Source organism: candidate division WOR-3 bacterium, from assembly GCA_026418155.1.
Classification (GTDB): domain Bacteria; phylum Hydrothermota; class Tepidihabitantia; order Tepidihabitantales; family CAIPLT01; genus JAOABV01.
Window position 1 is genome coordinate 32,683 of the sequence record JAOABV010000004.1, and the last position, 21,576, is coordinate 54,258.

Here is a 21,576-nt window from a genome sequence, read left to right on the forward strand (position 1 = left end):
GGTCTTGCTTTTCATTGTTTGTTATATTTGTCAAAAAGACTGCATACTCTATCAGAACACAATTTGCATAATTATCAAAACTGCCATTAGTTTTATTGATAGCGTAAATTATGAAAATATTCGCCCGAGCACATTCTCGTCTGTAATCACTTCTGTAAACCCATTTATTTCCGAAAGAAATTCAAAAGTTCCTTCTATATCATGCTCTAAACATTTTTTCTACTCCAGACACTCGCTTTCGCCATACCAGATGTAACAATATATTGTAATTTATAGTTGTATATATCTCGGAAACTGCTCTTTGATTCTTCCCTCATATCATTAGAATGACAAGTTTGCGTTCTTCCATCACTTCTTTTTTTGAATGACACGAATGAATCTCTGGTGTTCAATCTGGTATTTCTGAATACCATACATTTTCAGACTCTCAGTTCATTGAATCTTGACATAATCTCATCTTGAAGTATGATTATGTGATTTACATTTCTTAAATTATGTTATTTCGCAAGAAAGCAAATTTTTTAACAATTACAACTAAAATGTTAGTTCTGATAGCAAATGATTTGAAAAGTAAGAAGGTTAAATTTTATCAATTTTGATAATGTTTATATTATTGTATTGATAGGAGGCAAAATGAATTTTTTTGATATTTATTTAGCACCCAAGAGATTCTTTATACAATTAAAGACAAAGCCTCAATGGGTGATTCCGTTAATTCTGGTTGTTATATCGTCGATAATAGTTGCAATGGTTGCGCTTGCGACGTATAGTCCGGAAGAACGGTTAGCACAACTTCGCGAACGAAATCTAACACCAGAACAATTAGAACGCGCCGAAAAAGTAATCAGCGGACCGATGGTCTGGATTTCAGCGATTGTTGCAGCAGTAATCTTTACACCAATATTACTCCTAATAACTTCAGTTATTATAAATTTCTTAATACCATTGTTAGGAAGTAATAGTAATTTTCTTATTACCTTTGGTTGCATAACCTCAGCTGCTTTAGTAAGAATTCCCAGCATGTTTGTTAAAGTTATTTTAATGCTTATTAAAGGAACTCCGTTTGTTCATACCAGTTTTGTGCTTTTTTTCCCGATGCTTTCAAAAGAGTCTTTTCTCTTTAGACTTCTTTCAAGAATAGATTTCTTTACAATTTGGGAAATTGTGCTTATTGCTCTCGGTTTACAAACAGTTTATGAACTTAAAGACAAAAGAAGTTATTATCTAATATTCGGCATTTGGCTTTTGTATATAATTATAATCTCATTGTTTCCTGGTCGGGCACAATAAATTGCGCCGTAAAATCAATCCTGAAAATTTTTTTATAAAACTCCATAATGTTGGACAATAAAATGTTCTTTACGGTTTTATTTTTACTTTCTTCCATTTCTTTAAGCATTAACCCAAATGATACTCTTTATCTTTCTCTATCCGAAGCAATTATTATGGGACAGAAGTATAGTCCAATTCAACTTGAAGCAAAGGTTGATAAAAGTAGTAGTTGGTTAAACTTAGCAAGTAGTATCTCAAGAGTTTTACCAACGCCTTCGGTCTCAGTAACTTATACTGAATCTCAAAGCAATAATTTCGCACCAATCACAACATATAAATATAAAACTTATACAGGTTCAGTCGGATTAAATCAAGTCTTATTCGATGCTGATGTTTTGGCTGGTGTATATAAAGGCAAACTCTATTATGATTATTATCAATTATTAGCAAAAGATAAAATTGCTAATTTATCTTATAATATCAAAGTAAGTTATTTTACATTAGGTAAAGCGCATAATTTATATGAGAACGCCGTGATTGCTTTGAAACGTGCTGAGGATAATTATAAACTAGCTCAAGAAAAATATCGGCTGGGACAGTTGAATGAATTTGAACTTCTCCGGAGTGAAATTTATAAAACGCAAGCAGAACTTGACCTTTTGAATGCAGAAAAAAATCTTAAAGTTTGTATGGAAGACTTACGACGACAAATAGGTATTAAGGAAGGAGTTACAATTAAACCGACATCGACCCCAAGTGTACCTGAGTTGAAAATTGATTGGGAAACAGTTTTTGTTAACATCTTAAAAGAAAATATTCTTTTGAAATCAAGCAAAAAATATAAGTCAATTAATCAGATGAATTTTGTCCAGTCAATTGCTAATTTATTACCATCAATTTATCTTTTTGGGAAAAGCACTTATTCTGATTCTTTAAGACCAAGCACAGCCGCTGATTGGAAAGATAAGGATGTTATAAGTTATGGAATTCAGTTAAACTTTCCATTTTTAGAAATTAAATCCTATTTGTTGACTATTGCTAATGCACATAATGAAATGAGAAGAAGCCGTATTCAATTAAAGAAATCTGAACTGCTTTTATGCAATAACGCTATTCATGCAATTTTTAGTTATCAAGAAGCAAAAAAACGTTTGGAGTATGCAGAAAAAAATCTGACATTGAATCAACAATTATTGCAGATGGCGCAAAAACAGTATCGATTAGGTGGAATTAGTCAATTGGATTTATTTAATGCAGAAATCAATTTTAACACTGCCCAGAGTAGTTATATTAATGCCCTTTATGATGCTTATACAAGTTATGCTCAGATTGAATATCTTTTGGGTATCTCAGAGCCAGAAATTAGATGATATTTTATCAGATTGTTACAAAAAAATATAAAACTTATGGTTAAGGAGTGGATTATCATATGAAGAAAAAGGCCCGACTTATTATTATAATTGGAATAGTCGCAATATTGATATTGATTGTAATACTTAATCTCTCATTCAAAGACCAAGGAATCAAAGTGGAAACAACAGTTGTTGATTACGGTTCAATTATATCAAAAGTTAGTGGTGATGGTCAACTCAAAGCCAAAGCGCAAATTAATATTCAATCTCAAATTATGGGAACAGTCGAAAAATTATATGTTAAGGAGGGCGATATTGTTCAAAAGGGGCAGTTAATTTGTTTACTGGAACAGACAAGCGCTAAGGCAGATTTAATATCGGCTCAGGCTCAATTTGAGCAGAGTCAACAGGTCTTTATCAGAAGTGAAAGTTTATATGCGGTTGGATTAATTGCCACACAAGAATATGAACAATTCAAAGCTCAATATCAAATTGCCCAAGCTCGGTTAGCTCAAGCCCAAGATCGGTTTAATAAGACAATGATTACTGCCCCCATATCCGGAACCGTGACGCAACTTAATATTGAAGAGGGCGAAACAGTAATTGTTGGAACGATGAATAATCTTGGGACTGTGATGATGGTGATTGCGGATTTGACTAAGATGCTGGGCGTTATTACTATTGATGAGACGGAAGTTCCTTTTGTTAAGCCAAATGCAAAATCACTGATAAGAATTTCAGCGTTTCCTGATACGACATTTGATGGTGTTGTGCGTAAAATCGGCTATATGCCCAAACAAACCGTTGCTTCCAATATCTCTGAACAGAGTACTGATTTCGAAGTTGAAATTGAACTTGCTCAGACATCACCCCATTTAAGACCGGGAATGTCAATTAATGCGGAAATAATTACTAATGCAAAAGATAGTGTTTTGGTTGTTCCAATACAAGCGGTCGGACGCAGAAAAATTAAAGATGAAGAGATACAAACTGTTTTTGTGCCTGATAAGGGAGTTGCAAAATTAATACCTGTAAAAACTGGCATTAATAATGAATCCCAAATTGAAATTATTGACGGTTTGAAACCAGGTATGCAAGTAATTACTGGTCCCTATAAAGTATTGGCTAAGTTAAAAGATGGTGACCGAGTAACGATTGATAGAAGGTCATAGTTAATGGATTTGCTAAATGCTAATTAAGAAATAAAAACCCAGAATGAATAAAGAAACCAAGAGCGAAACTTTGAAGTTTTGATATCAAGCATGCCGATAATTGTTAATACCTATAAGTATAGGCTAAATTAAAAGATAATGAATTAATTAAATAGATAAAAATCATATTTCGTAGGATTGTTAAATGCTAATTAAGACTGAAAATCTTGCTAAAGTTTACAAATTAGGTAAAGCAATTGTCTCAGCCTTAAGAGGGATTAGCGTTGAAATTGATAAAGGTGAATATGTTGCTATTACAGGTCCGTCAGGGTCAGGAAAATCTACTTTTATGCATTTATTAGGTTGTCTTGATACGCCTAGTTCCGGCAAATATTTTTTTCAAGGAAAAGATGTAACTCGCCTTTCTGATATTGAACTTTCTCGCTTGAGAAATAAAGCAATTGGATTTGTTTTTCAAACTTTTAATCTTCTACCCAGATTAACTGTGCTAAAAAATGTTGAGTTACCATTGATTTACGCGAAAGTTGATTCTAAAATCAGAATAAAAAAAACAGAAGCAATGTTGGAGAAAATTGGACTCGAGCATCGCAAATCGCATCGGCCAAATGAACTTTCTGGTGGCGAAATGCAAAGGGTTGCGATTGCTCGAGCGTTAATAAATAATCCTGAAGTTATTTTTGCAGATGAACCAACCGGTAATTTAGATTCCCAAACTGGTAAGGAAATTATGACACTCTTTAATGAACTTGCTAAAGAAGGTAACACAATAATTTTAGTTACTCATGACCCGAATGTCGCCGGTTATGCTCGAAGGCAACTAAAAATGTTAGATGGGAAAATTACTGAAGATAAAATTATCAGTAAAATATAAGGTGTCGAAATCGTAATCATAAGAATCGATGTAAAATGAAAACTAAAGATTTAATTAGTTCATCCTTTAGTATCTTAAAAACACACACCTTACGCTCTTTTTTAACAATTTTAGGAATTGTTATTGGTGTAATGACAATTATTTCGATTCTGTCTTTGATTGAAGGAATGAATAGTTCAGTAGAACGACAGATTCAATCTTTAGGCTCGAATACGATTTTTGTTCAGAAATATCAATGGGGACAGGGCAGAATGGATATTCAAGAACTGACGCGTCGCCGAGATATTACCATTGAAGATGCCTGGGCGATTGCCAAATTACCAACAGTAGCAAAAGTTGCTGCCCAAAAGAGTAATGAACTGACCTCGCTAAATTATCAAGGCAAAACTGTTAAGAATATCGAAGTCATCGGGTCTACCCCTGATTTACAAGATATTGCTAATTATACAGTTGAAACCGGCCGATTTATTAACCAAGAAGATTATCTTCGGCGGCAGGCAGTTTGTGCCATCGGAGGTTATGTAGTCGATAATCTCTTTCCTAATGAAGAACCAATTGGTAAATATCTTAATATTCGCGGTAAGCGATTTTTAGTCATTGGAGTCTTAGGTCGAAAAGGAACTTTTTTAGGGCAAACCCAAGACAACATTATTATTATCCCATTAACGACATTTGAAAAAACATTTCCCAAACCCACTGGTTATGGAGCGGTTTTTCGGAGTCTCAGTATTCAAGTTTTGCCGAAAAGTGGTAAAGTCTTAGAACAAGCGATTGACCAGATAAGAGAATTGATGCGACGTAGGCGTGGTTTAGGATATGATAAACCTGATGACTTTGGCATCAATACGCAAGAAAGTCTTCGGCAAATATATAAAAATATTACAAATATTGCTTATATTGTAATGATTGGGGTTGCGGCGATTTCATTGATTGTCGGTGGCATCGGGATTATGAATATTATGCTGGTTGCAGTTAGCGAACGCACAAAAGAAATTGGCTTGCGTAAAGCAGTTGGTGCTAATAATCGTGATATTCTATATCAATTTCTTTTTGAAGCGGTAGTGTTATCAATTATAGGTGGTTTGATTGGCGTGATTTTAGGGCTAAGTATTGCTAAAATCGTCTCAGCAGTTTCACCTTTGCCAGCAGCAGCCCCGTTGTGGACAGTTTTGCTCGGTATCAGTTTTTCGGCTGCAGTAGGAATATTTTTTGGTATCTATCCAGCGAATCGAGCTGCACAATTAAATCCTATCGAAGCATTAAGATATGAATAACATTCTTTCTCAAAAAGTGGTCGGAGGCAAAATTAAGAATTTAATATTACGTCAGCGTTTTTTTGTAATTAAAATGAGATATAAACTCTAAAAATTAAAAAGAGAAGTTTCTGCGATTAAAAATTGTTGGCTGTTTTTAATACTTTTATTTCCTTTTTGCCCGTCTCTTCCAACAAATGTAACATCTTTGGAAAATCATATTCATTCCGATATTGGCAAAATTTAATTAACATTGGTAAATTGACCGGACAGACCAGACCGATTTGTTTGGGTGGTAATTTTTCTTGTTTATCATTAGTTTCAGTTTTCTGATTTCTTAAGATTTTGCTACTAACAATACCGCAACTTCCGCCGAATAAATCAGCAAAGATTATTATCTCAGATGCCGGTAATTTCTCAATTGCTAATTCGATTCGTTTTTTTAGGTCATCCCCAGAACAATCTTGATTGGAAATGACTTCAAAATTAGGGACCTCTCCAAAAATAGATTTAATAATCTCATATAAGGCATAGGGAAATTGACCATGTCCAATCAAAATACCTGCAATCATATTGGCGAAAATAATACTTTACTTGTCAATTATAATTCTTGGGACATAGGATACACTGATATTAATCTCATCTTTTATTTAAGGCAATCACTATACTACTCCATATCATCCGTTATCCAAGGGTCAATTTTCGGTTTGCCCATCAGTTTCATTAGTTCGTCATTAAATGCTTTAGCAGGATGGTATCCGAAAATCTTTAGGATGTGATTTTTTGCAATCACTTCACAAACTAAAGCTAAATTTTTACCGGCAATAACGGGTATTCTTACCAATGGAATCTTGACGCCAAGGATTTCCGTATAATTCTCTTCTAAGCCAATTCGCTCGTAATCTAATTCTTTGGTCCATCGGACTAATTCCACTTGAACTTCAATTCGTTTTTGGGTACGAACTGCCCGAATACCATACAATGCATAGATGTCCACAATACCAACGCCTCGAATTTCAATATGATGTTGAAGATGAGGGCTTTTGGCTGCGCTATAGCCCATAATTATACCTTCGCCGCGTCGAAGAATTCTTATTAAGTCATCGGCAATTAGCCGATGTCCGCGCTCAACCAAATCCAAAGCGCATTCGCTTTTACCAATACCAGACTCACCAACAATAAGTAATCCGACACCGTAAACATCGACTAAATCACCATGAACATAAGTTTCTGGCGCTAAGCGAAAATCCAAATAGGCAGTAAGCATATGAATAAATGGAGTTGTGTCTAAAGTAGTTCTTAAGACCGGTACACCATAACGCTCTGCGAGGTCATTAAAAATTTTAGGCACTTCCAACGCTTTGGCAATAATAAAGCAAGGTGGTTCAAAAGCCATCACTCTTTCAATTGCTTGTTGTTTAGTTTCAGCAGTAAGTGTCTCTAAATATGACAGTTCCGTCCGACCAATTATTTGAACGCGCTCTTTAAGAAAATTTTCTGTATAGCCAGCTAAGGCTAAACCGGGCCGATAAAAATCCGGAGAGACAATCGTCCGAGAATCTAAATATGAACTACCGGCTAAAATTTCTAATTGAAAATCGTCTTTTTTTTCCTCATAAAGGGTTTTTACCGAAATTGATTTTAATGAGAAATTAGACGACACTTTTGCTCCGCGAGAACTTTTTTTTGCTTTTCAATTTTTCGTAATGGTGTTTAACTTGCTTGATTAATTTATCTGCCAGCAATCCGATGGCAAGATAGATGTCGTTAGCTGAGGCTTTCGCCAAAACATAATTTCCTTTGAGATTTACTTTACCTTCAGCAAACATTTGTTTGGAATCTTTGGCTAAAACGATGTCAATATTAGTTAATAAATTTTCGAAGTGATTTAGTTTATCTAATTTTTTATGCGTATAGTCTTTTATTTCTTCGGTTAGTTCAAAATGACGAGCGGTAATATTTATCTGCATTTTGCCTCCTAACGGGTAGTTTATTCATACTTCATAATATTAAATCAGAAAAATTAAAATGTCAAGATAATTATAGGATGATACACCTTTATTTTTAACATATCAAGTCTAAATTTACAACAAAATATTATACATTACCTAAGCGGCAACTTCTGAAAATGAGCCGCTGCGCTACTTGCGTAACACTTTTTCAGAACTCTCTCTATACTTCCAATGACACAATTAATTTTCGCAGGATTCTCTTGTTATGAAATAAAAAAACCAAAGTTAATCTAAAACTTATAGTTAAGATTTGAAATGAAATCGATTATCTTATGTTTCGATTTCTCTTGTTTTTAATTTTTGCTATACTCTATTTACTGATATATTTTTGACCACAATTCTTCGGGATTGACTTTTATCAATAATCAAGTAAAATTACCTTTATGAAAATTATTTTATCCGGACCACCAGGTAGTGGCAAAGGCACGCAAGCCGAGATTTTGGCAAAAGAATTTGACTACGCGCATTTTTCCACCGGTGATGTTTTTCGAGACCATATTGCGCGAAAAACACCTATTGGAATTAATGCGATGCAATATATTAGTAAAGGGCAACTTGTGCCAGACGAGATTGTTTTAGAATTAGCAAAAGACTTTATTAAAACCAATCAGAAAAAAGGTATTATTTTTGACGGTTTTCCTCGAACGATTGGTCAAGCGCAAGGTTTGGATAGAATTTTAAGCGAATCTAATGAGCGAATCGACCTCATAATATTTATTGAACTGACCGAGGTAGAAATCATAAAGCGCCTTACGGCTCGACGCACTTGTCGAAAATGTAATGCAATTTACAATCTTGATTTTAAACCGCCCAAAGTTGCCGGGATTTGTGATATTTGTGGCGGTGAACTGTATCAACGACCAGACGATACCGAAGAAGTTATTAAAGACCGTTTAGCGGTTTATCAGAATCAAACTGCTGAACTTAAAAATTATTACAAAAAAAATTATCCCATTTATGAAATTGATGGTAATTTAGGAAAAGATAAGGTATACCAAGAGATTATTAAATTAATTCAGCAAAAATTGTGAACTTTAATCATAACAAAAATTAGGAGATTTAGATTCCACCAATTAATGGGCATCTATATTAAATCGCAAAAAGAGATTGAAAAAATAAGAATTGCTGGTAAAATTGTTGCGCAGACAATTGATTATATTAACCAGCGTCTAAAACCCCAAATGACACTGGTCGAAATTGAGAAACTTTGTGACGATTTTATTCGCAAACAAAATGCGGTTCCGGCTTTTAAGGGCTATCGGGGATTTCCTGCATCGGTCTGCATAAGTTTAAATGAAGAAGTTGTCCATGGCATTCCGGATAATCGGCAAATAAAATCTGGTGATTTAGTTAAGATTGATATTGGCGTCTATAAAGATGGTTATTATGCGGATGCTGCGACAACTATTCCCCTTGGCAAAATCAATTCCCAGGTCCAAAAATTGGTAAGCGTTACAGAACAATCCTTATATATAGGAATCAGCCAAGCATATGCAGGTAATCATATCGGCGACATCTCAGCTGCAATCCAAAAGTTTGTCGAATCCAACGGCTTTTCTGTAGTACGTGAACTTACTGGACACGGTGTCGGAATTGAGTTGCACGAAGAACCGATGATTCCCAATTTTGGTAATACCGGAAAAGGCGTTGAACTAAAACCAGGAATGACATTAGCAATTGAACCAATGGTAAATATGGGCACTTATGAAGTAATAACCCTTGAAAATAATTGGACCGTAGTTACGAAAGATGGATTGCCTTCAGCCCATTTTGAACATACAATTTTAATTACTGAAGAGGCACCAGAAATTCTAACTGCCCAAAATTTTCGGTTGACGAAAAACAATTCTTGTTGTATAACTAATTGGCAAAAAATAAGAATTTAATTTTAATATGGCAAAAAAAGATTTAATCCAATTAGAAGGCACAGTGATTGAAGCATTACCCAATGCGATGTTTCGAGTTGAATTAGATAACGGACATCGTGTTCTGGCTCACATTTCTGGCAAAATGCGAATGTATCACATCCGAATATTACCCGGCGACCGAGTAACGGTTGAATTCTCGCCGTATGATTTAAACCGTGGAAGAATAATTTACCGATTTAAATAGATAGTATAGATGTCCTGTTCGCTAATTGTAGAACTGATTATTGTTTATTTAGAGTGTATGTATTTATCTGTTAAATGTAATTTTAAGGAGATAAAATGAAAGTTAAACCTTCAGTAAAAAAGCGTTGTGCCCACTGTAAAATCATTAAACGACATGGTGTGACTCGGGTTATTTGTAAACGGGACCCGACGCACAAACAAAGACAAGGATAAAATCAAGAGGCATCTGATAGAGTGTTATTGAACTTATCAAAGACCAAGAGAAATTAGCAAAATAATTAGTGATTTGTGACAAATTGTTTTGTCAGAATCTCAATAAGGGTTATAAATAAATTTAGTATTCTGTAAAAAAGCACAAAACAAAATATTTAGAAAGTTTTTAATATAAGATATATCGATACTGTCATTTTGCTAATAAGGTGTTTTTTTCAGATTAGGTCTTATTGATAACTGTTGACTCAATTTCAGACACAGATTTTGCAAACCCGACAAAATACCGATTTCACTTTAATGTTCTAATCTTAGCCCAATTTTAATCTTTTTCCTTTAATTAATCTGATAGTTTCGCAACAATCTGTAAGTCCTTTTGATATACCAATATTAGTTGCTTATAACTTATGCTGGAAGTAAATGCTAAAAGTTATCACTATAATTATACTATGTAGTGTTTAATATCTTGTGTAAATTTAGGATTGATTATGTTAGCGCAAATGGGTTTCAATAAAGAAATTGGTTTTTAAACGATTGTAAACTAATTGGTGTAAAATTGATTAACGGATAGATGAGATAATATTTAACACCGTATTAATTGGCTAATACATCCTATAAATTAATAATTAATAGAAATTCAATTGTTTTTTTAGTTTTCAGATACAGGCATAATGTTTAAAATATTTTAGTCTAAAAATGAATTTTGACCGGCAAAAGAGGGACTTTGAGCTTCACAGTATGATTGCTCAGGCATAATGTTTAAAGTATTTAGTCTAAAAATGAATATTCCCATAAGAAAAAAGCAAAGATTGTATCAAAGCAAATCCAATCTGCTATAAATTTTTATCTGCCGGCCTGTTTGATATAGTAGGCAGAAGATTAGGCAACTTATTCTGTTATCCTATTGATAATCCAGAAGTTAAATCAATCAGCCGTTTAAAGGATAATCTAAATGTTTATGGATTTGGTAGTCAGGTGGGTATGCCGGCGGGTTGCCGAGGGGTAAGCCTCCCGGCTTGCCCTCCGGCTTGCCGACCGGCTTACCCTGAGGACAACCGAGAATGTCGAGCCGGTCACTCAAAACGATGATATGATTTTTTAGTACTTTTCAATATTAGTAAAATCTCGGTCTTTTGGTTTGTATAAGATAAGTATTTTTATTATATTCGTAATTGGTGCCGGCGTTTTTTTTATACCCATCAAATACCATAATTTCAATTTTCTACAAAATGTAATTATATCTCAAACAAGCATAACTTTATTTTTCCCACATAATGGTATTATAACTCGCTCTTACAAATTTTAGTCTTTGGGAGATATAAGAATAAAAGTAATTCAATTTTCATCTTATTCGGGAAAAATCTTCTTTTCGTTTTCACCAGAACCATTAAAAAATCGTAAATTATGCTTGTTTGGTATTTGGTTTGTTGACAAAAGATATTTTTCTTTGAGATGTTATTATTTCTTATAATTTGTGAACAAAGGTAAGGTTTCTAATTTTGATATCTTTAAGTGTTAAGACATATTGTTTGGTCTGGTGTATCAATCAATAAGTATTGTATTAACAAGTTAGAGTAACGGATGTGAGGTAAATAGTTCTTATAAAATGTAATAGTGGGATATTCTAATATATGAGTCTTAACTCATTAATTTAATCCGTAGAGAGTAATGCCTGGACGAATGCTTCAGTGTCAAATTCGTTGATGGCATCTTCGGTTTCTCCAATTCCGATATATCTGATTGGTAAACCGAGTTCTAATGCCACAGGTATCACGACACCACCTTTGGCTGTGCCATCTAATTTGGTAATAATCACACCGGTCAAATTTAATTCTTGATGAAAGGTCCGGGCTTGGACAATACCATTTTGGCCAACAGTAGCATCTAAAATCAGCCAAATTTCATCCGGCGCATCGGCACGGAATTTTTGACACACTCTTTTTATTTTCTTACATTCTTCCATAAGGTCTTTACGGGTATGTAGGCGACCTGCGGTATCAATTAAGACGATGTCAAATTTAGCAGATTGGGCCTTCTGAATTGTATCAAAAGCGACTGCGCCAGCGTCTTGTCCTTTTTCCGAAAAAACAATGTTAACACCAACCCGTTCGGCCCAGATTTTCAATTGCTGTGCTGCCGCATCGCGATAGGTATCAGATGCTGAGATAATGACTTTCTTGCCTTGTTTTTGCCAAAGGTTGGCTAATTTAGCAATGGTCGTTGTCTTTCCTGAACCCGGAACACCAACAATCATTATTATTTCTAAAGGGTAAGCCAAGGGTTTGCTTGGCGAATGTGGTTTTTGGAGAATTTCTTTGATAGTTTTTATTAAGGCTTGGTAATAATTTGACGGCGCCTGGTCTTTAATTTTATTAATAATGTATTGGGTGCTGGCGACACCGATGTCGGCGCTCAGCAAAATTGCCTCTAATTCTTCAAGGCTCTGGGCATTGATTACACCTTGAAAAATCTGACGGGTCTTTTTAAGAGTATTTTTTAATAATTGAAAAAGTGACATTTTGCTGTTTGTGAGATTATTTTAGCATGAGCGTTATCTTCTAAAGAGCAAAAATAGATTTAAAGTATCACAAGATTATTCATAAGACTATATTTATTATTCAGAGTAAGACTATTTATTATTCAAAGTAAGACTATTTATTATTCAGATTGGGTATATCTTTGAAACGCACTGAGACAATTTTAGATACACCAACTTCTTCTGTCGTAACACCGATAACTGCGGCGGCTGCTTCAATAGTTAGGCGGTTATGGGTAATAATTATTACTTGAGTAGTTTCTGAGACGCGTTTTAGGAATTGAGTAAATCGTTTGACATTAGCATCATCCAAGGGCGCATCAACCTCATCCATAAAACAGAATGGTGCTGGTTTAATATCATAAAAGGCAAATAATAACGAAAGGGCTAAAAGGGCTTTTTCGCCATCCGATAACTGGTCCAGTCGTTTCGGAGTTTTTCCGCGGGGTTGAGCAATAATTTTTATCTCGGACTCTAAAGGATTAGTTTGCGATTCTAAAATCAAATCGGCTTCACCTTCAAGAAATATCTCCTTAAAAATTCTTTGAAAACTTATCCGGACCGCATTATAAGTATCTAAAAACATCTGCTGGGCTCGTTGGGTTAATGTCTGTAATGCTTGTGTAAGATTGTCCTGAGCATTAACAACATCAGCACGTTGATTAATCAATTTGTCGAGTTCGGTCTTTTCTTTTTCATATTCTTCTTTGGCTAAAGGGTTAACCTTGCCGATTAATTCGATTTTTTTCTGGACTGACCGCAAACGATTTTGAATGGTTTCAATCGTTTCGGACTCGGTTAGTGGTGATTTCAAAATTTCAATTCCATTCGGCAATAAGGAACGGGCTTGTTGTTCAATTTCCTGACGCTTTCGTTCAATTTCATATTTCTTAAAAAACTGTTCATTGATTTTCTGTTTTTGATTATCTGCTGTCAATCGAAGTTCCCTAATTTTGGTTTCTAAAGCATCGTATTCTTGGGTTAAGGTATCTTGAGATAATTCATCCCATTGCTTTTTTAGGTCAGTTAATTTTTCATTGAGTTCAATTATTTGTTGCCGTAATTCATTCTCTTCATTACAAAGAGTAGATAGCGTATGGGCTAATTTTTCATTTTCGGCTGACATCGAATCTTTGCGTAACTCTTGGCGATTAATTTCATCTTTGAGAAAATCTAATTCGGCACGAATTTGAATTAATTCCTCCCGTTGTTTAGCAAGGTCGAATACCATATTACCAGCAATTTCTAAATTCTGTTTGACGGTCTTTTTTTTATCGGCAATGATTTGAGATTTTCGGTTGATTTCAGATTGAAGTTGGATGCGATGTGCTTCTTGAGTTTGTTTCTCTTCTCTAAGCAACTGTAATTTTTGTTCGAACTCTATTTTTTTGCTGTGGATAATTTCTTTTTCTTTTTGTAGTCCCTGAAGTTTTTCCTGTAATTCGGCGCTTAGTTTTTGTGTCGAAAATTTCCCTGGAAGGACTAAAAGCCCGGTATAAAATAGAGCGATACCAGATTTAGTTACAAAAGAGCAGTGTGCGTATTTAGGATAGTACATCATAATTTGTGACCAGTCGTCGACGATAAAAAATGTGTCGAGCATTGACTTTATCAAATTGGGCAATTCAGTTTTATATTCTAATAATTCAGTTAATTGGGGCAATTGGGGAACATCAGATTGATAATTAATTTTTTGCCAGGGCCAAGTTTGAAGAATCATTAATAGGTCTTTTTCTTGGGACAGTTCTCCAATAGGCAAATCATCTATCGCATTGATAATAATTGCTTCTCCAATACCAAAAAGGACAGAATCCAGCATTGGTTTATATTCTGGTTGAATTTTAATGAGGTCTTTTACTGTGCCGATAAAGTTTGGTCCTAATTTTTCTTTCAGCTGCATTTTATCTTGGATAGTTAATGGTGTAAGCAACTTAGCATCACAGCTCTGAGCAAGAGAAAGTGCGACCAATGAATCTTGAAGGGTTTCCTGATAGCGTAATAAACTTTCTAATTTCGTCTCGGTTGCCGTTATCTCAGCATTTATTGTTGAGAGCTGGGTAATAATCTGCTTTTCTTGTTCTTGCAATTGTTCTAAAGCCAATGATTCGGTAAATATTTCTTGTTCTAAAAATTTAGTTTGTTTACGCAGTTCGTTCAATTCCTGTTCTTTAGCGGTTAATAATTCCTGAGTTTTAGCAAGATATTGATGCTTCGTCTCGTATTTTTTTTGATTGACAGCCAGGTCTTCAACAATGAGGGTATCGGATTGAATTCGTCGTTGTTGTTCTTTGAGATAATTTTGTTTATCCTGATTGGCTTTTATGCGCTCTTCACATTTAATCAAGTCTTCGCGCGTAATCTCAATTTCTTTTTGCAGATTTTGGCGTTGTAATTCTTTTTCGGCCAATGCGGTTTTAAGAACCGTTCGGCGTGATTCTAATTCGTTTATTTTAGCCATGAGGTTTTTTTCTGCTTGTTGGAGCACTTTAATCTCTTCCGAAACAATCTGTTCGTCAGCGCAAATTTTTTCGTATTCAAATTTCATAAGTTGACATAGGAGTTCTCTTTCTTGTTGCTTAGTGCGTTCAAAAGCCATTAAGCGGTATGCCTGTCGTTTCAGACTTCGGGTGATGCGATCGCGTTCCTGGATAATATCATTAATGCGAAGTAAATCGTCGGTTGTCAGTTTTAGTTTTCGTTCGATCTCATTCTTGCGTTCTTCATAGAATGCCAGTCCTGCAGCTTCAATGAATAAGTCTTTCAAATTAGAACTAATGATTTGTCGCATTTTAGGCAAATCGAAAATCGAATAAGCATGTCCGGACCCTCCGCCACTGGTAAGCAAATCTTGAATGTCTTTTAATTTACAAGGTTTACGGTTAATAAAGAATTCTGACTCACCAGAACGAAAGAACCGGCGCTTTATTTCTATTTCGGATGAGATATAAAGGGAAGATGTTGGAATTGAGTTAGTATTGGGAATTGAAATAGGTTTATCGTTTTGTAAGACTAGAACAACTTCAGCATAATTTATCGGCGCGTATTTAGTATTACCAGAAAAAATTAAATCTTCGGTTTTAGCACACCGCATCTGGGAATAACTGGTTTCACCCATTACCCAGCGAAGACCGTCTAAAATATTGGTTTTACCACATCCGTTAGGTCCGATAATCGCATTAATTGTCGGCTCAAAAGTAATGGTGGTTTTCTCAGGGAAGGACTTGAAGCCGTTAAGTATTAATTGTTTAATTCGCATAAATTAATTTCGTGACATTAATCCTATGAAAATTAAAAACCGATAAAGGAATATCACAAAATTATTTGTTATCTTGACTCGGTTAATTTCCATTTTTTTTAATTCTATATTATATTATTGTAATATACTTGTCAATAAGTAAGTTGTTGCATTTAGTAGTTTAACATTATTTATTTAGAAATTTATAAACCTCGTAAGCAGCTAAGGCTCCATCTCCGACCGCGGTTGCGATCTGTCGAAGAGATTTTCGGCGGACATCACCGATTGCCCAGATGCCATGAATATTAGTGCTTAAATTCTCATCAGTTATAATATAGCCATTATCATCTAAAGTGATGAGTGATTTGACGAAATCACTATTCGGCACAAATCCGATATAAACAAAGATGCCATCAACTTTTAATTCTTCAATGCGCTCAGTAGTAGTATTCTTAATTTTTATCGCCTCAACTCTATTCTCGCCAACTATTTGGTCAATAACACTATTAAGGACGAGTATGATATTCGGGATGTTCTTTATTTGGTCTTGTAGAATCTTGCTTGCGCGAAACTCGTTACGGCGATGAACTATATAAACCCTAGAAGCAAGACTTGCGAGATAAATACTTTCGGCTAAAGCCGAATCACCGCCGCCAATTACGGCAACAATCTTATCTTTGAAAAAAGGCCCATCACAGATTGCACAGTAGGACAAGCCTTTTCCGACATAAAAATCTGCGTTTGCAACCGGTAATTTTTGTGGTGTATTACCAGTGGCAATAATGATTGCTCTTGACCAATATTTTTGATAGGCGCTAATGATTATTTTACGGTCAGCCTGAAGTTCGATTGCTTGGGCTTCAGCCGTAGCGATTTCGGCGCCAAATTTTTTGGCTTGTTGCTCCATTGCTTTTATCAAATCGATACCTGAAATTTCTTCAGCAAAACCTGGATAATTTTCAATACGGTAAGTTCTAATTGCTTGTCCGCCTGGAAGCAGTTTTTCTAAGATGAGAGTTTTTAATCCAAAACGCGCACAATATATTCCAGCAGTTAAACCTGCCGGACCAGCACCAATAATAATGACATCTTTTATCATAGTTGGTGATAAATATGATTTCGTTTGCGATTCATAAATATTATTTCTGGTTTTTAATATTTCTACCGGTTTTTGAGAAGTTTATATCAAATCTTCGTTTCTTAGTTATAATTTCTAATAGGTATTATTTATATATTTATATCTATATATCTAAATTAATCATTATCTTTTATGATTTCTTATTAAGGTTCTGCTTACAGATTGCGTCGAGTATGCCATTGATGAAACGGGCTGAGTCATCACTACCATATTTTTTAGCAATTTCGATTGCTTCATTAATAACAACCTTGTAAGGAATTTCCGGAAAATATATTAATTCACTGCTGGCAACTCGTAAAATGGCTCGGTCAATTAGTGCTAATCGGGAAAATGACCAATGTTTCAGATGTCTTTTAATGGTTTCGTCAATCGTTGGTAAATTCTGAATAGTAGTTTTCACTAAGTTTTGGAAATATCCGTATCCTTGGGGTGTGAATTGTTTCCGATTTTTTATCTCTTCGGTTGTTTTTTCAATAGGTTCACTAACAATGTCGTATCGGTATAAAACTTCAATCGCACCTTCTCGTGCCCGTCGGCGTTGGGTCATATTTAATACTACTGAAAAAGTAATTAACTTTACTTCTTAGTGGGAATTTTCTCCATTAGGTCGGCCATTTCAATGGCAGAAAGAGCCGCATTGTATCCTTTATTACCGGCTTTAGTTCCAGACCGCTCTATTGCTTGTTCAATGGTATCAGCAGTAATAATACCAAAAGTTACTGGTATCATCGTCTCGTAATTGATTTTAGCAATCCCTTTCGATACTTCGGATGCGATGTATTCCGCGTGAGGGGTATCTCCGCGGATAATCGCACCTAACGCAATAATTGCCGAATATCGATTAGTATGTGCCAGTGAACGAGCAATGCCGGGAATCTCAAAACAACCTGGTGTCCAGAAAATCTCGACATTTTCAGCTTGATGTCTTTCTAAGCAATCGAGCGCACCGGACAATAACTCTTTAGTGAGAAATTCATTAAATCGTGAGATAACAATAGCGAAAGATTTTCCCTTTGCAGTTAAAAATCCCTTAAATTCTTTTTGGGTCATTATTCACCTCCGACTTTTTTTATTAAATTTTGGTTTGAGGGCATAATTCTCTTCAAATTTTTTAAGTAATAAGTAAAATAAATTTAGTTATTTCAATGCTTTTTCAATTGGACCTAACAGATGTCCTAATCGATCCCTTTTAGTTGTGAGATATTTAATGTTCTTTTTAGTTGGTTTAACGATAATTGGAATTCTTTCAACGACTTTCAGTCCAAATCCTTCTAAGCCAATAATTTTTCTCGGGTTATTGGTTAGAAGCCGAATTCGTGAAAGTCCTAAATCGGCTAAAATTTGTGCGCCAATGCCATAATCTCTCAAATCTGGTTGGTATCCCAAAGCGATTGCGGAATCGACTGTATCTAAACCTTTATCTTGGAGCGCATAAGACTTTAACTTGCCAAGCAGTCCAATACCTCGCCCCTCTTGTCTCATATATACTAAAACTCCTTCTTTTTCTTGGCAGATTTTTTGTAAAGCAGTTTTTAGCTGAGTGCCACAATCACAGCGTAAAGAATGGAACACATCACCGGTTAAACATTGCGAATGGACCCGGACTAAAACATTATCCTTTCCTCGAACTTCACCTTTTACTAATGCTAAATGGAGATAACCTTCTGTCTTATCCTCGTAAACATATAAATTAAATTCTCCGAATGGAGTTGGTAGTTTAGTTTCAACAATTTTATTTACTAACTTTTCTGTCTTTCTTCGATATTCGATAAGGTCTCGAATCGTAACGATTTTCATTTTGAACTTTTGAGCCATTTTGATTAAAGCAGGGATTTTTGCCATTTTACCGTTTACATCCATAATTTCACATAAGACACCTGCAGGAAAGAGATTTGCCAGTCGTGCCAAATCAACTGCGGCTTCAGTATGTCCAGCTCTTTGCAACACACCGCCAGGAGCTGCTCTTAAGGTAAAGATATGGCCTGGTCGGGCTAAATCACTGGGTTTAGTTTTGGGGTCAATGAGCACTTTAATGGTTAAGGCGCGGTCATATGCGGAACTCCCAGTTGTTGTGCCTTTAATTGCATCAACAGGAATGGCAAACGGTGTGCCCAATTTTGCAGTGTTTTCTGTGACAATCGGTGGCAGTTTTAGTCGGTCAAAAAGGTCGGGCGTTCCCGCAAAACATATCAAACCACGGCCATATTGTGCCATAAAATTTATCTTTTGCGGAGTTATATATTGAGCCGCACAAACGAAATCACCTTCGTTTTCCCGGTCTTTATCATCTACCACAATAATCATTTTACCTCGTCTTATCAATTTTATTGCTTCAGGAACTGTGGCAAAAACTTGTTTAAATTCTGAAGTTATAGTTTTACGCTTAGAGATGTTTTTCATGTAATGGCTTTAGGCTGTTTTTAGTTTTAGTTTCGGGCACTGAATTGTTTCTCATATAATAGTTTTTGGCTGTTCTGTAGTTTTAATGTTGTGTTTTGAGTTGTTGTTCATACCACTGCTGATAAAATCTTTGGTATTCTTTGCGTTTTTTTATTTTCTGCCACCACCATATATTCTTTTCATACCACTTAATTGTCTTCAGAATACCAGCAGTAAATTCAGTTTTTGGTTCCCACTTGAGTATTTCTTTAGATTTTTTTGTGCTGGAAATTAGGCGTTCGACATGCCCGGGACGGTCCGCAATCATTTTAATAAAGGATTTCGGTTTATTAAAATAATTCAGAATAATATCAGCAATTTGTAACACATTATATTCTTTACCTGAACCAATATTAAAGACCTCGCCTTTAATTTTATTGACATCAATTTCTAAAATTCTTTTTAGTGCCTGAGCACAGTCTTTAACATAAATCCAATCGCGGGTATTTTTTCCGGTACCATAAACAAAAAGTGGTTTATTTTCGATGGCGTTGGTAATAAAAAACGGCAATAATTTTTCGGGGTATTGGTTTGGTCCGTAATTGTTGAATGGTCGGACAATAACGATGGGCAATTTATATGTTTGGAAAAAAGCATAAGCCATACGGTCGGCACTGGCTTTAGTTGCTGCATAAGGACTTTGCGGCGCGATAGGATGGTTCTCAGTCATTGGTATACTTTGGGCACTTCCGTAAACTTCGCTGGTTGAAATTTGGATAAAGCGCTCGCGAGGATTTTTGCGAAATTCATCTAAAAGGACAAAGGCACCAATAAAATCAGTTTTAACAAAAGGTGTAATATCGACAATTGAACGGTCAATATGAGTTTCTGCCGCAAAGTTTATTATTACATCAACACGCTTAATCAATTTTGAGACCAGAGTTCTATTGACAATGTCACCTTTAATAAATTCAAAGCGCGGACTATTCATTATTTCTTCTGAGAAATTATCGAGATTTCCGGCATAAGTGAGTTTATCAAGAACTATAACTTGATAATCTTTATCTTTTAGTAGTTCTTTAGTAAAATTAGAACCAATAAAACCTGCACCACCGGTTACTAAAACTTTTGTCATTGCTGGTATTTTAAGAGACTAAAAATGTGAATTTATTCAAGTTCCAATTAGATAGTTTTATCCAATTGTCGCTATCCATGCTTTAGGTCCCATTTATAAGGTATTTGAGGGTCAAATGGGTCGATTCGATATTCATCCGGTTGTTGGTAATTATAGGTTTCAGTCGGACAATTTATAAGATAGGCTGGTTCGATTCCGATGCCTTTCATACCATGCACAACCAAAGGAGGAATGACAACCAAACAAGGATTATGTTCACCTAAGAAAAATTCATTTATCTCTTTATAGGTTGTCGAATTCGGACGCTGGTCATATAGCACAACTTTTGCCATTCCTTTAATAACCGCAAAATGGTCAGTTTGGATTTTATGGTAATGCCAGGCTTTAATTACATTGGGATACACCATTGAAAGATAAACTTGACCAAATTTCTGAAAGAAACTGTCATCAGCACGAAGAATTTCCATAACTAAACCTCGTTCGTCAGGAATAACTCGGAGTTTTTTAATTTCTACGCCTTGAATCATTAATATGTAGTTTAATAATTAATCTTAAAAAGTCAACAATAATTATAAAAGAACTCGGGAAAAATCACAAAGATACAAAAACATCCCCAAAACATCTAATTTTAAGTTATGCTATTTCGTTCCTACATATTTTTAGTAGGTTTTTTATCTATTTCATACCTTCGTTTACATCCATTGTATTCTTAGAAACTTGATATAGGATAGACTTGTTTATGCTTCGCTTTGCATTTCGTGATTAAAAGATTTCTTCAGAAAGTCTCATATCGGTAGTTAAAATAATTTTTTGTAAATTTAGGAGTAATAAGTCAAAATCAAAGAGATACCCCTAAATAGTGAATAATTTTAATAATAAGAAAGAGAAAACACACCTATG

20 protein-coding genes are annotated in these 21,576 nt (G+C 35.0%); 9 read left to right on the forward strand and 11 right to left on the reverse strand.

The window, feature by feature from the left end:
- Positions 1–633: 633 nt before the first annotated feature.
- The 5 genes from N2201_01025 to N2201_01045 all read left to right on the forward strand — a co-directional run bounded on the left by N2201_01025 (position 634) and on the right by N2201_01045 (position 5,941).
- Complete coding sequence (locus tag N2201_01025; GenBank protein MCX7784802.1) at positions 634–1,290, forward strand: YIP1 family protein; 657 nt, start codon at positions 634–636, stop codon at positions 1,288–1,290.
- A gap of 62 nt (positions 1,291–1,352) precedes the next feature.
- On the forward strand, positions 1,353–2,642 hold the full coding sequence (locus tag N2201_01030; protein MCX7784803.1) for a TolC family protein: 1,290 nt from the start codon (positions 1,353–1,355) through the stop codon (positions 2,640–2,642).
- 59 nt (positions 2,643–2,701) lie between these two features.
- Positions 2,702–3,796 carry an efflux RND transporter periplasmic adaptor subunit gene (locus tag N2201_01035; GenBank protein ID MCX7784804.1) on the forward strand — a complete coding sequence of 365 codons (1,095 nt, stop codon included), beginning with the start codon at positions 2,702–2,704 and terminating at the stop codon, positions 3,794–3,796.
- A 184-nt stretch (positions 3,797–3,980) separates the two neighbouring features.
- Positions 3,981–4,667: an ABC transporter ATP-binding protein gene (locus tag N2201_01040; protein ID MCX7784805.1), complete on the forward strand. Its 687-nt coding sequence runs from the start codon at positions 3,981–3,983 to the stop codon at positions 4,665–4,667.
- Positions 4,668–4,702: 35 nt separating this feature from the next.
- A complete protein-coding gene (locus N2201_01045) occupies positions 4,703–5,941 on the forward strand; it encodes an ABC transporter permease (GenBank protein MCX7784806.1) in 1,239 nt (412 codons plus the stop codon).
- Positions 5,942–6,057: 116 nt separating this feature from the next.
- Here N2201_01045 and N2201_01050 read toward each other — a convergent pair whose 3' ends face one another.
- The 3 genes from N2201_01050 to raiA all read right to left on the reverse strand — a co-directional run bounded on the left by N2201_01050 (position 6,058) and on the right by raiA (position 7,890).
- Positions 6,058–6,492, reverse strand: coding sequence for a hypothetical protein (locus tag N2201_01050; protein MCX7784807.1), 435 nt, complete (start codon positions 6,490–6,492; stop codon positions 6,058–6,060).
- 95 nt (positions 6,493–6,587) lie between these two features.
- Positions 6,588–7,583, reverse strand: coding sequence for an HPr(Ser) kinase/phosphatase (gene hprK / locus N2201_01055; GenBank protein ID MCX7784808.1), 996 nt, complete (start codon positions 7,581–7,583; stop codon positions 6,588–6,590).
- Positions 7,573–7,890, reverse strand: a complete 318-nt coding sequence (raiA, locus tag N2201_01060) for a ribosome-associated translation inhibitor RaiA (protein ID MCX7784809.1) — start codon at positions 7,888–7,890, stop codon at positions 7,573–7,575. The genes hprK and raiA overlap by 11 nt, the downstream gene beginning before the upstream one ends.
- Before the next feature lie 425 nt (positions 7,891–8,315).
- On the opposite strand from raiA, the gene N2201_01065 reads away from it, so the two are divergent.
- The 4 genes from N2201_01065 to rpmJ all read left to right on the forward strand — a co-directional run bounded on the left by N2201_01065 (position 8,316) and on the right by rpmJ (position 10,256).
- The gene (locus tag N2201_01065; protein MCX7784810.1) at positions 8,316–8,963 is read left to right on the forward strand and encodes an adenylate kinase; all 648 of its coding nucleotides are present in this window, start codon (positions 8,316–8,318) and stop codon (positions 8,961–8,963) included.
- Between the two features lie 45 nt (positions 8,964–9,008).
- The gene (gene map / locus N2201_01070) at positions 9,009–9,818 is read left to right on the forward strand and encodes a type I methionyl aminopeptidase (GenBank protein ID MCX7784811.1); all 810 of its coding nucleotides are present in this window, start codon (positions 9,009–9,011) and stop codon (positions 9,816–9,818) included.
- Between the two features lie 7 nt (positions 9,819–9,825).
- Complete coding sequence (gene infA / locus N2201_01075; protein MCX7784812.1) at positions 9,826–10,044, forward strand: translation initiation factor IF-1; 219 nt, start codon at positions 9,826–9,828, stop codon at positions 10,042–10,044.
- A 95-nt stretch (positions 10,045–10,139) separates the two neighbouring features.
- Complete coding sequence (gene rpmJ, locus N2201_01080) at positions 10,140–10,256, forward strand: 50S ribosomal protein L36 (GenBank protein ID MCX7784813.1); 117 nt, start codon at positions 10,140–10,142, stop codon at positions 10,254–10,256.
- Positions 10,257–11,904: 1,648 nt separating this feature from the next.
- On the opposite strand, the gene ftsY is transcribed toward rpmJ, so the two are convergent.
- The 8 genes from ftsY to N2201_01120 form a co-directional block, all read right to left on the reverse strand.
- Positions 11,905–12,771, reverse strand: a complete 867-nt coding sequence (ftsY, locus tag N2201_01085) for a signal recognition particle-docking protein FtsY (GenBank protein MCX7784814.1) — start codon at positions 12,769–12,771, stop codon at positions 11,905–11,907.
- 133 nt (positions 12,772–12,904) lie between these two features.
- On the reverse strand, positions 12,905–16,045 hold the full coding sequence (locus N2201_01090; protein MCX7784815.1) for an AAA family ATPase: 3,141 nt from the start codon (positions 16,043–16,045) through the stop codon (positions 12,905–12,907).
- A 166-nt stretch (positions 16,046–16,211) separates the two neighbouring features.
- Positions 16,212–17,123 carry a thioredoxin-disulfide reductase gene (gene trxB / locus N2201_01095; protein MCX7784816.1) on the reverse strand — a complete coding sequence of 304 codons (912 nt, stop codon included), beginning with the start codon at positions 17,121–17,123 and terminating at the stop codon, positions 16,212–16,214.
- Between the two features lie 169 nt (positions 17,124–17,292).
- On the reverse strand, positions 17,293–17,709 hold the full coding sequence (nusB, locus tag N2201_01100; protein ID MCX7784817.1) for a transcription antitermination factor NusB: 417 nt from the start codon (positions 17,707–17,709) through the stop codon (positions 17,293–17,295).
- Positions 17,710–17,738: 29 nt separating this feature from the next.
- On the reverse strand, positions 17,739–18,212 hold the full coding sequence (gene ribE, locus N2201_01105) for a 6,7-dimethyl-8-ribityllumazine synthase (GenBank protein MCX7784818.1): 474 nt from the start codon (positions 18,210–18,212) through the stop codon (positions 17,739–17,741).
- Between the two features lie 87 nt (positions 18,213–18,299).
- A complete protein-coding gene (locus N2201_01110) occupies positions 18,300–19,562 on the reverse strand; it encodes a bifunctional 3,4-dihydroxy-2-butanone-4-phosphate synthase/GTP cyclohydrolase II (GenBank protein ID MCX7784819.1) in 1,263 nt (420 codons plus the stop codon).
- A gap of 82 nt (positions 19,563–19,644) precedes the next feature.
- On the reverse strand, positions 19,645–20,676 hold the full coding sequence (gene rfbB / locus N2201_01115; GenBank protein ID MCX7784820.1) for a dTDP-glucose 4,6-dehydratase: 1,032 nt from the start codon (positions 20,674–20,676) through the stop codon (positions 19,645–19,647).
- A 71-nt stretch (positions 20,677–20,747) separates the two neighbouring features.
- Positions 20,748–21,203, reverse strand: a complete 456-nt coding sequence (locus N2201_01120; GenBank protein ID MCX7784821.1) for a dTDP-4-dehydrorhamnose 3,5-epimerase family protein — start codon at positions 21,201–21,203, stop codon at positions 20,748–20,750.
- Positions 21,204–21,576 lie beyond the last annotated feature (373 nt).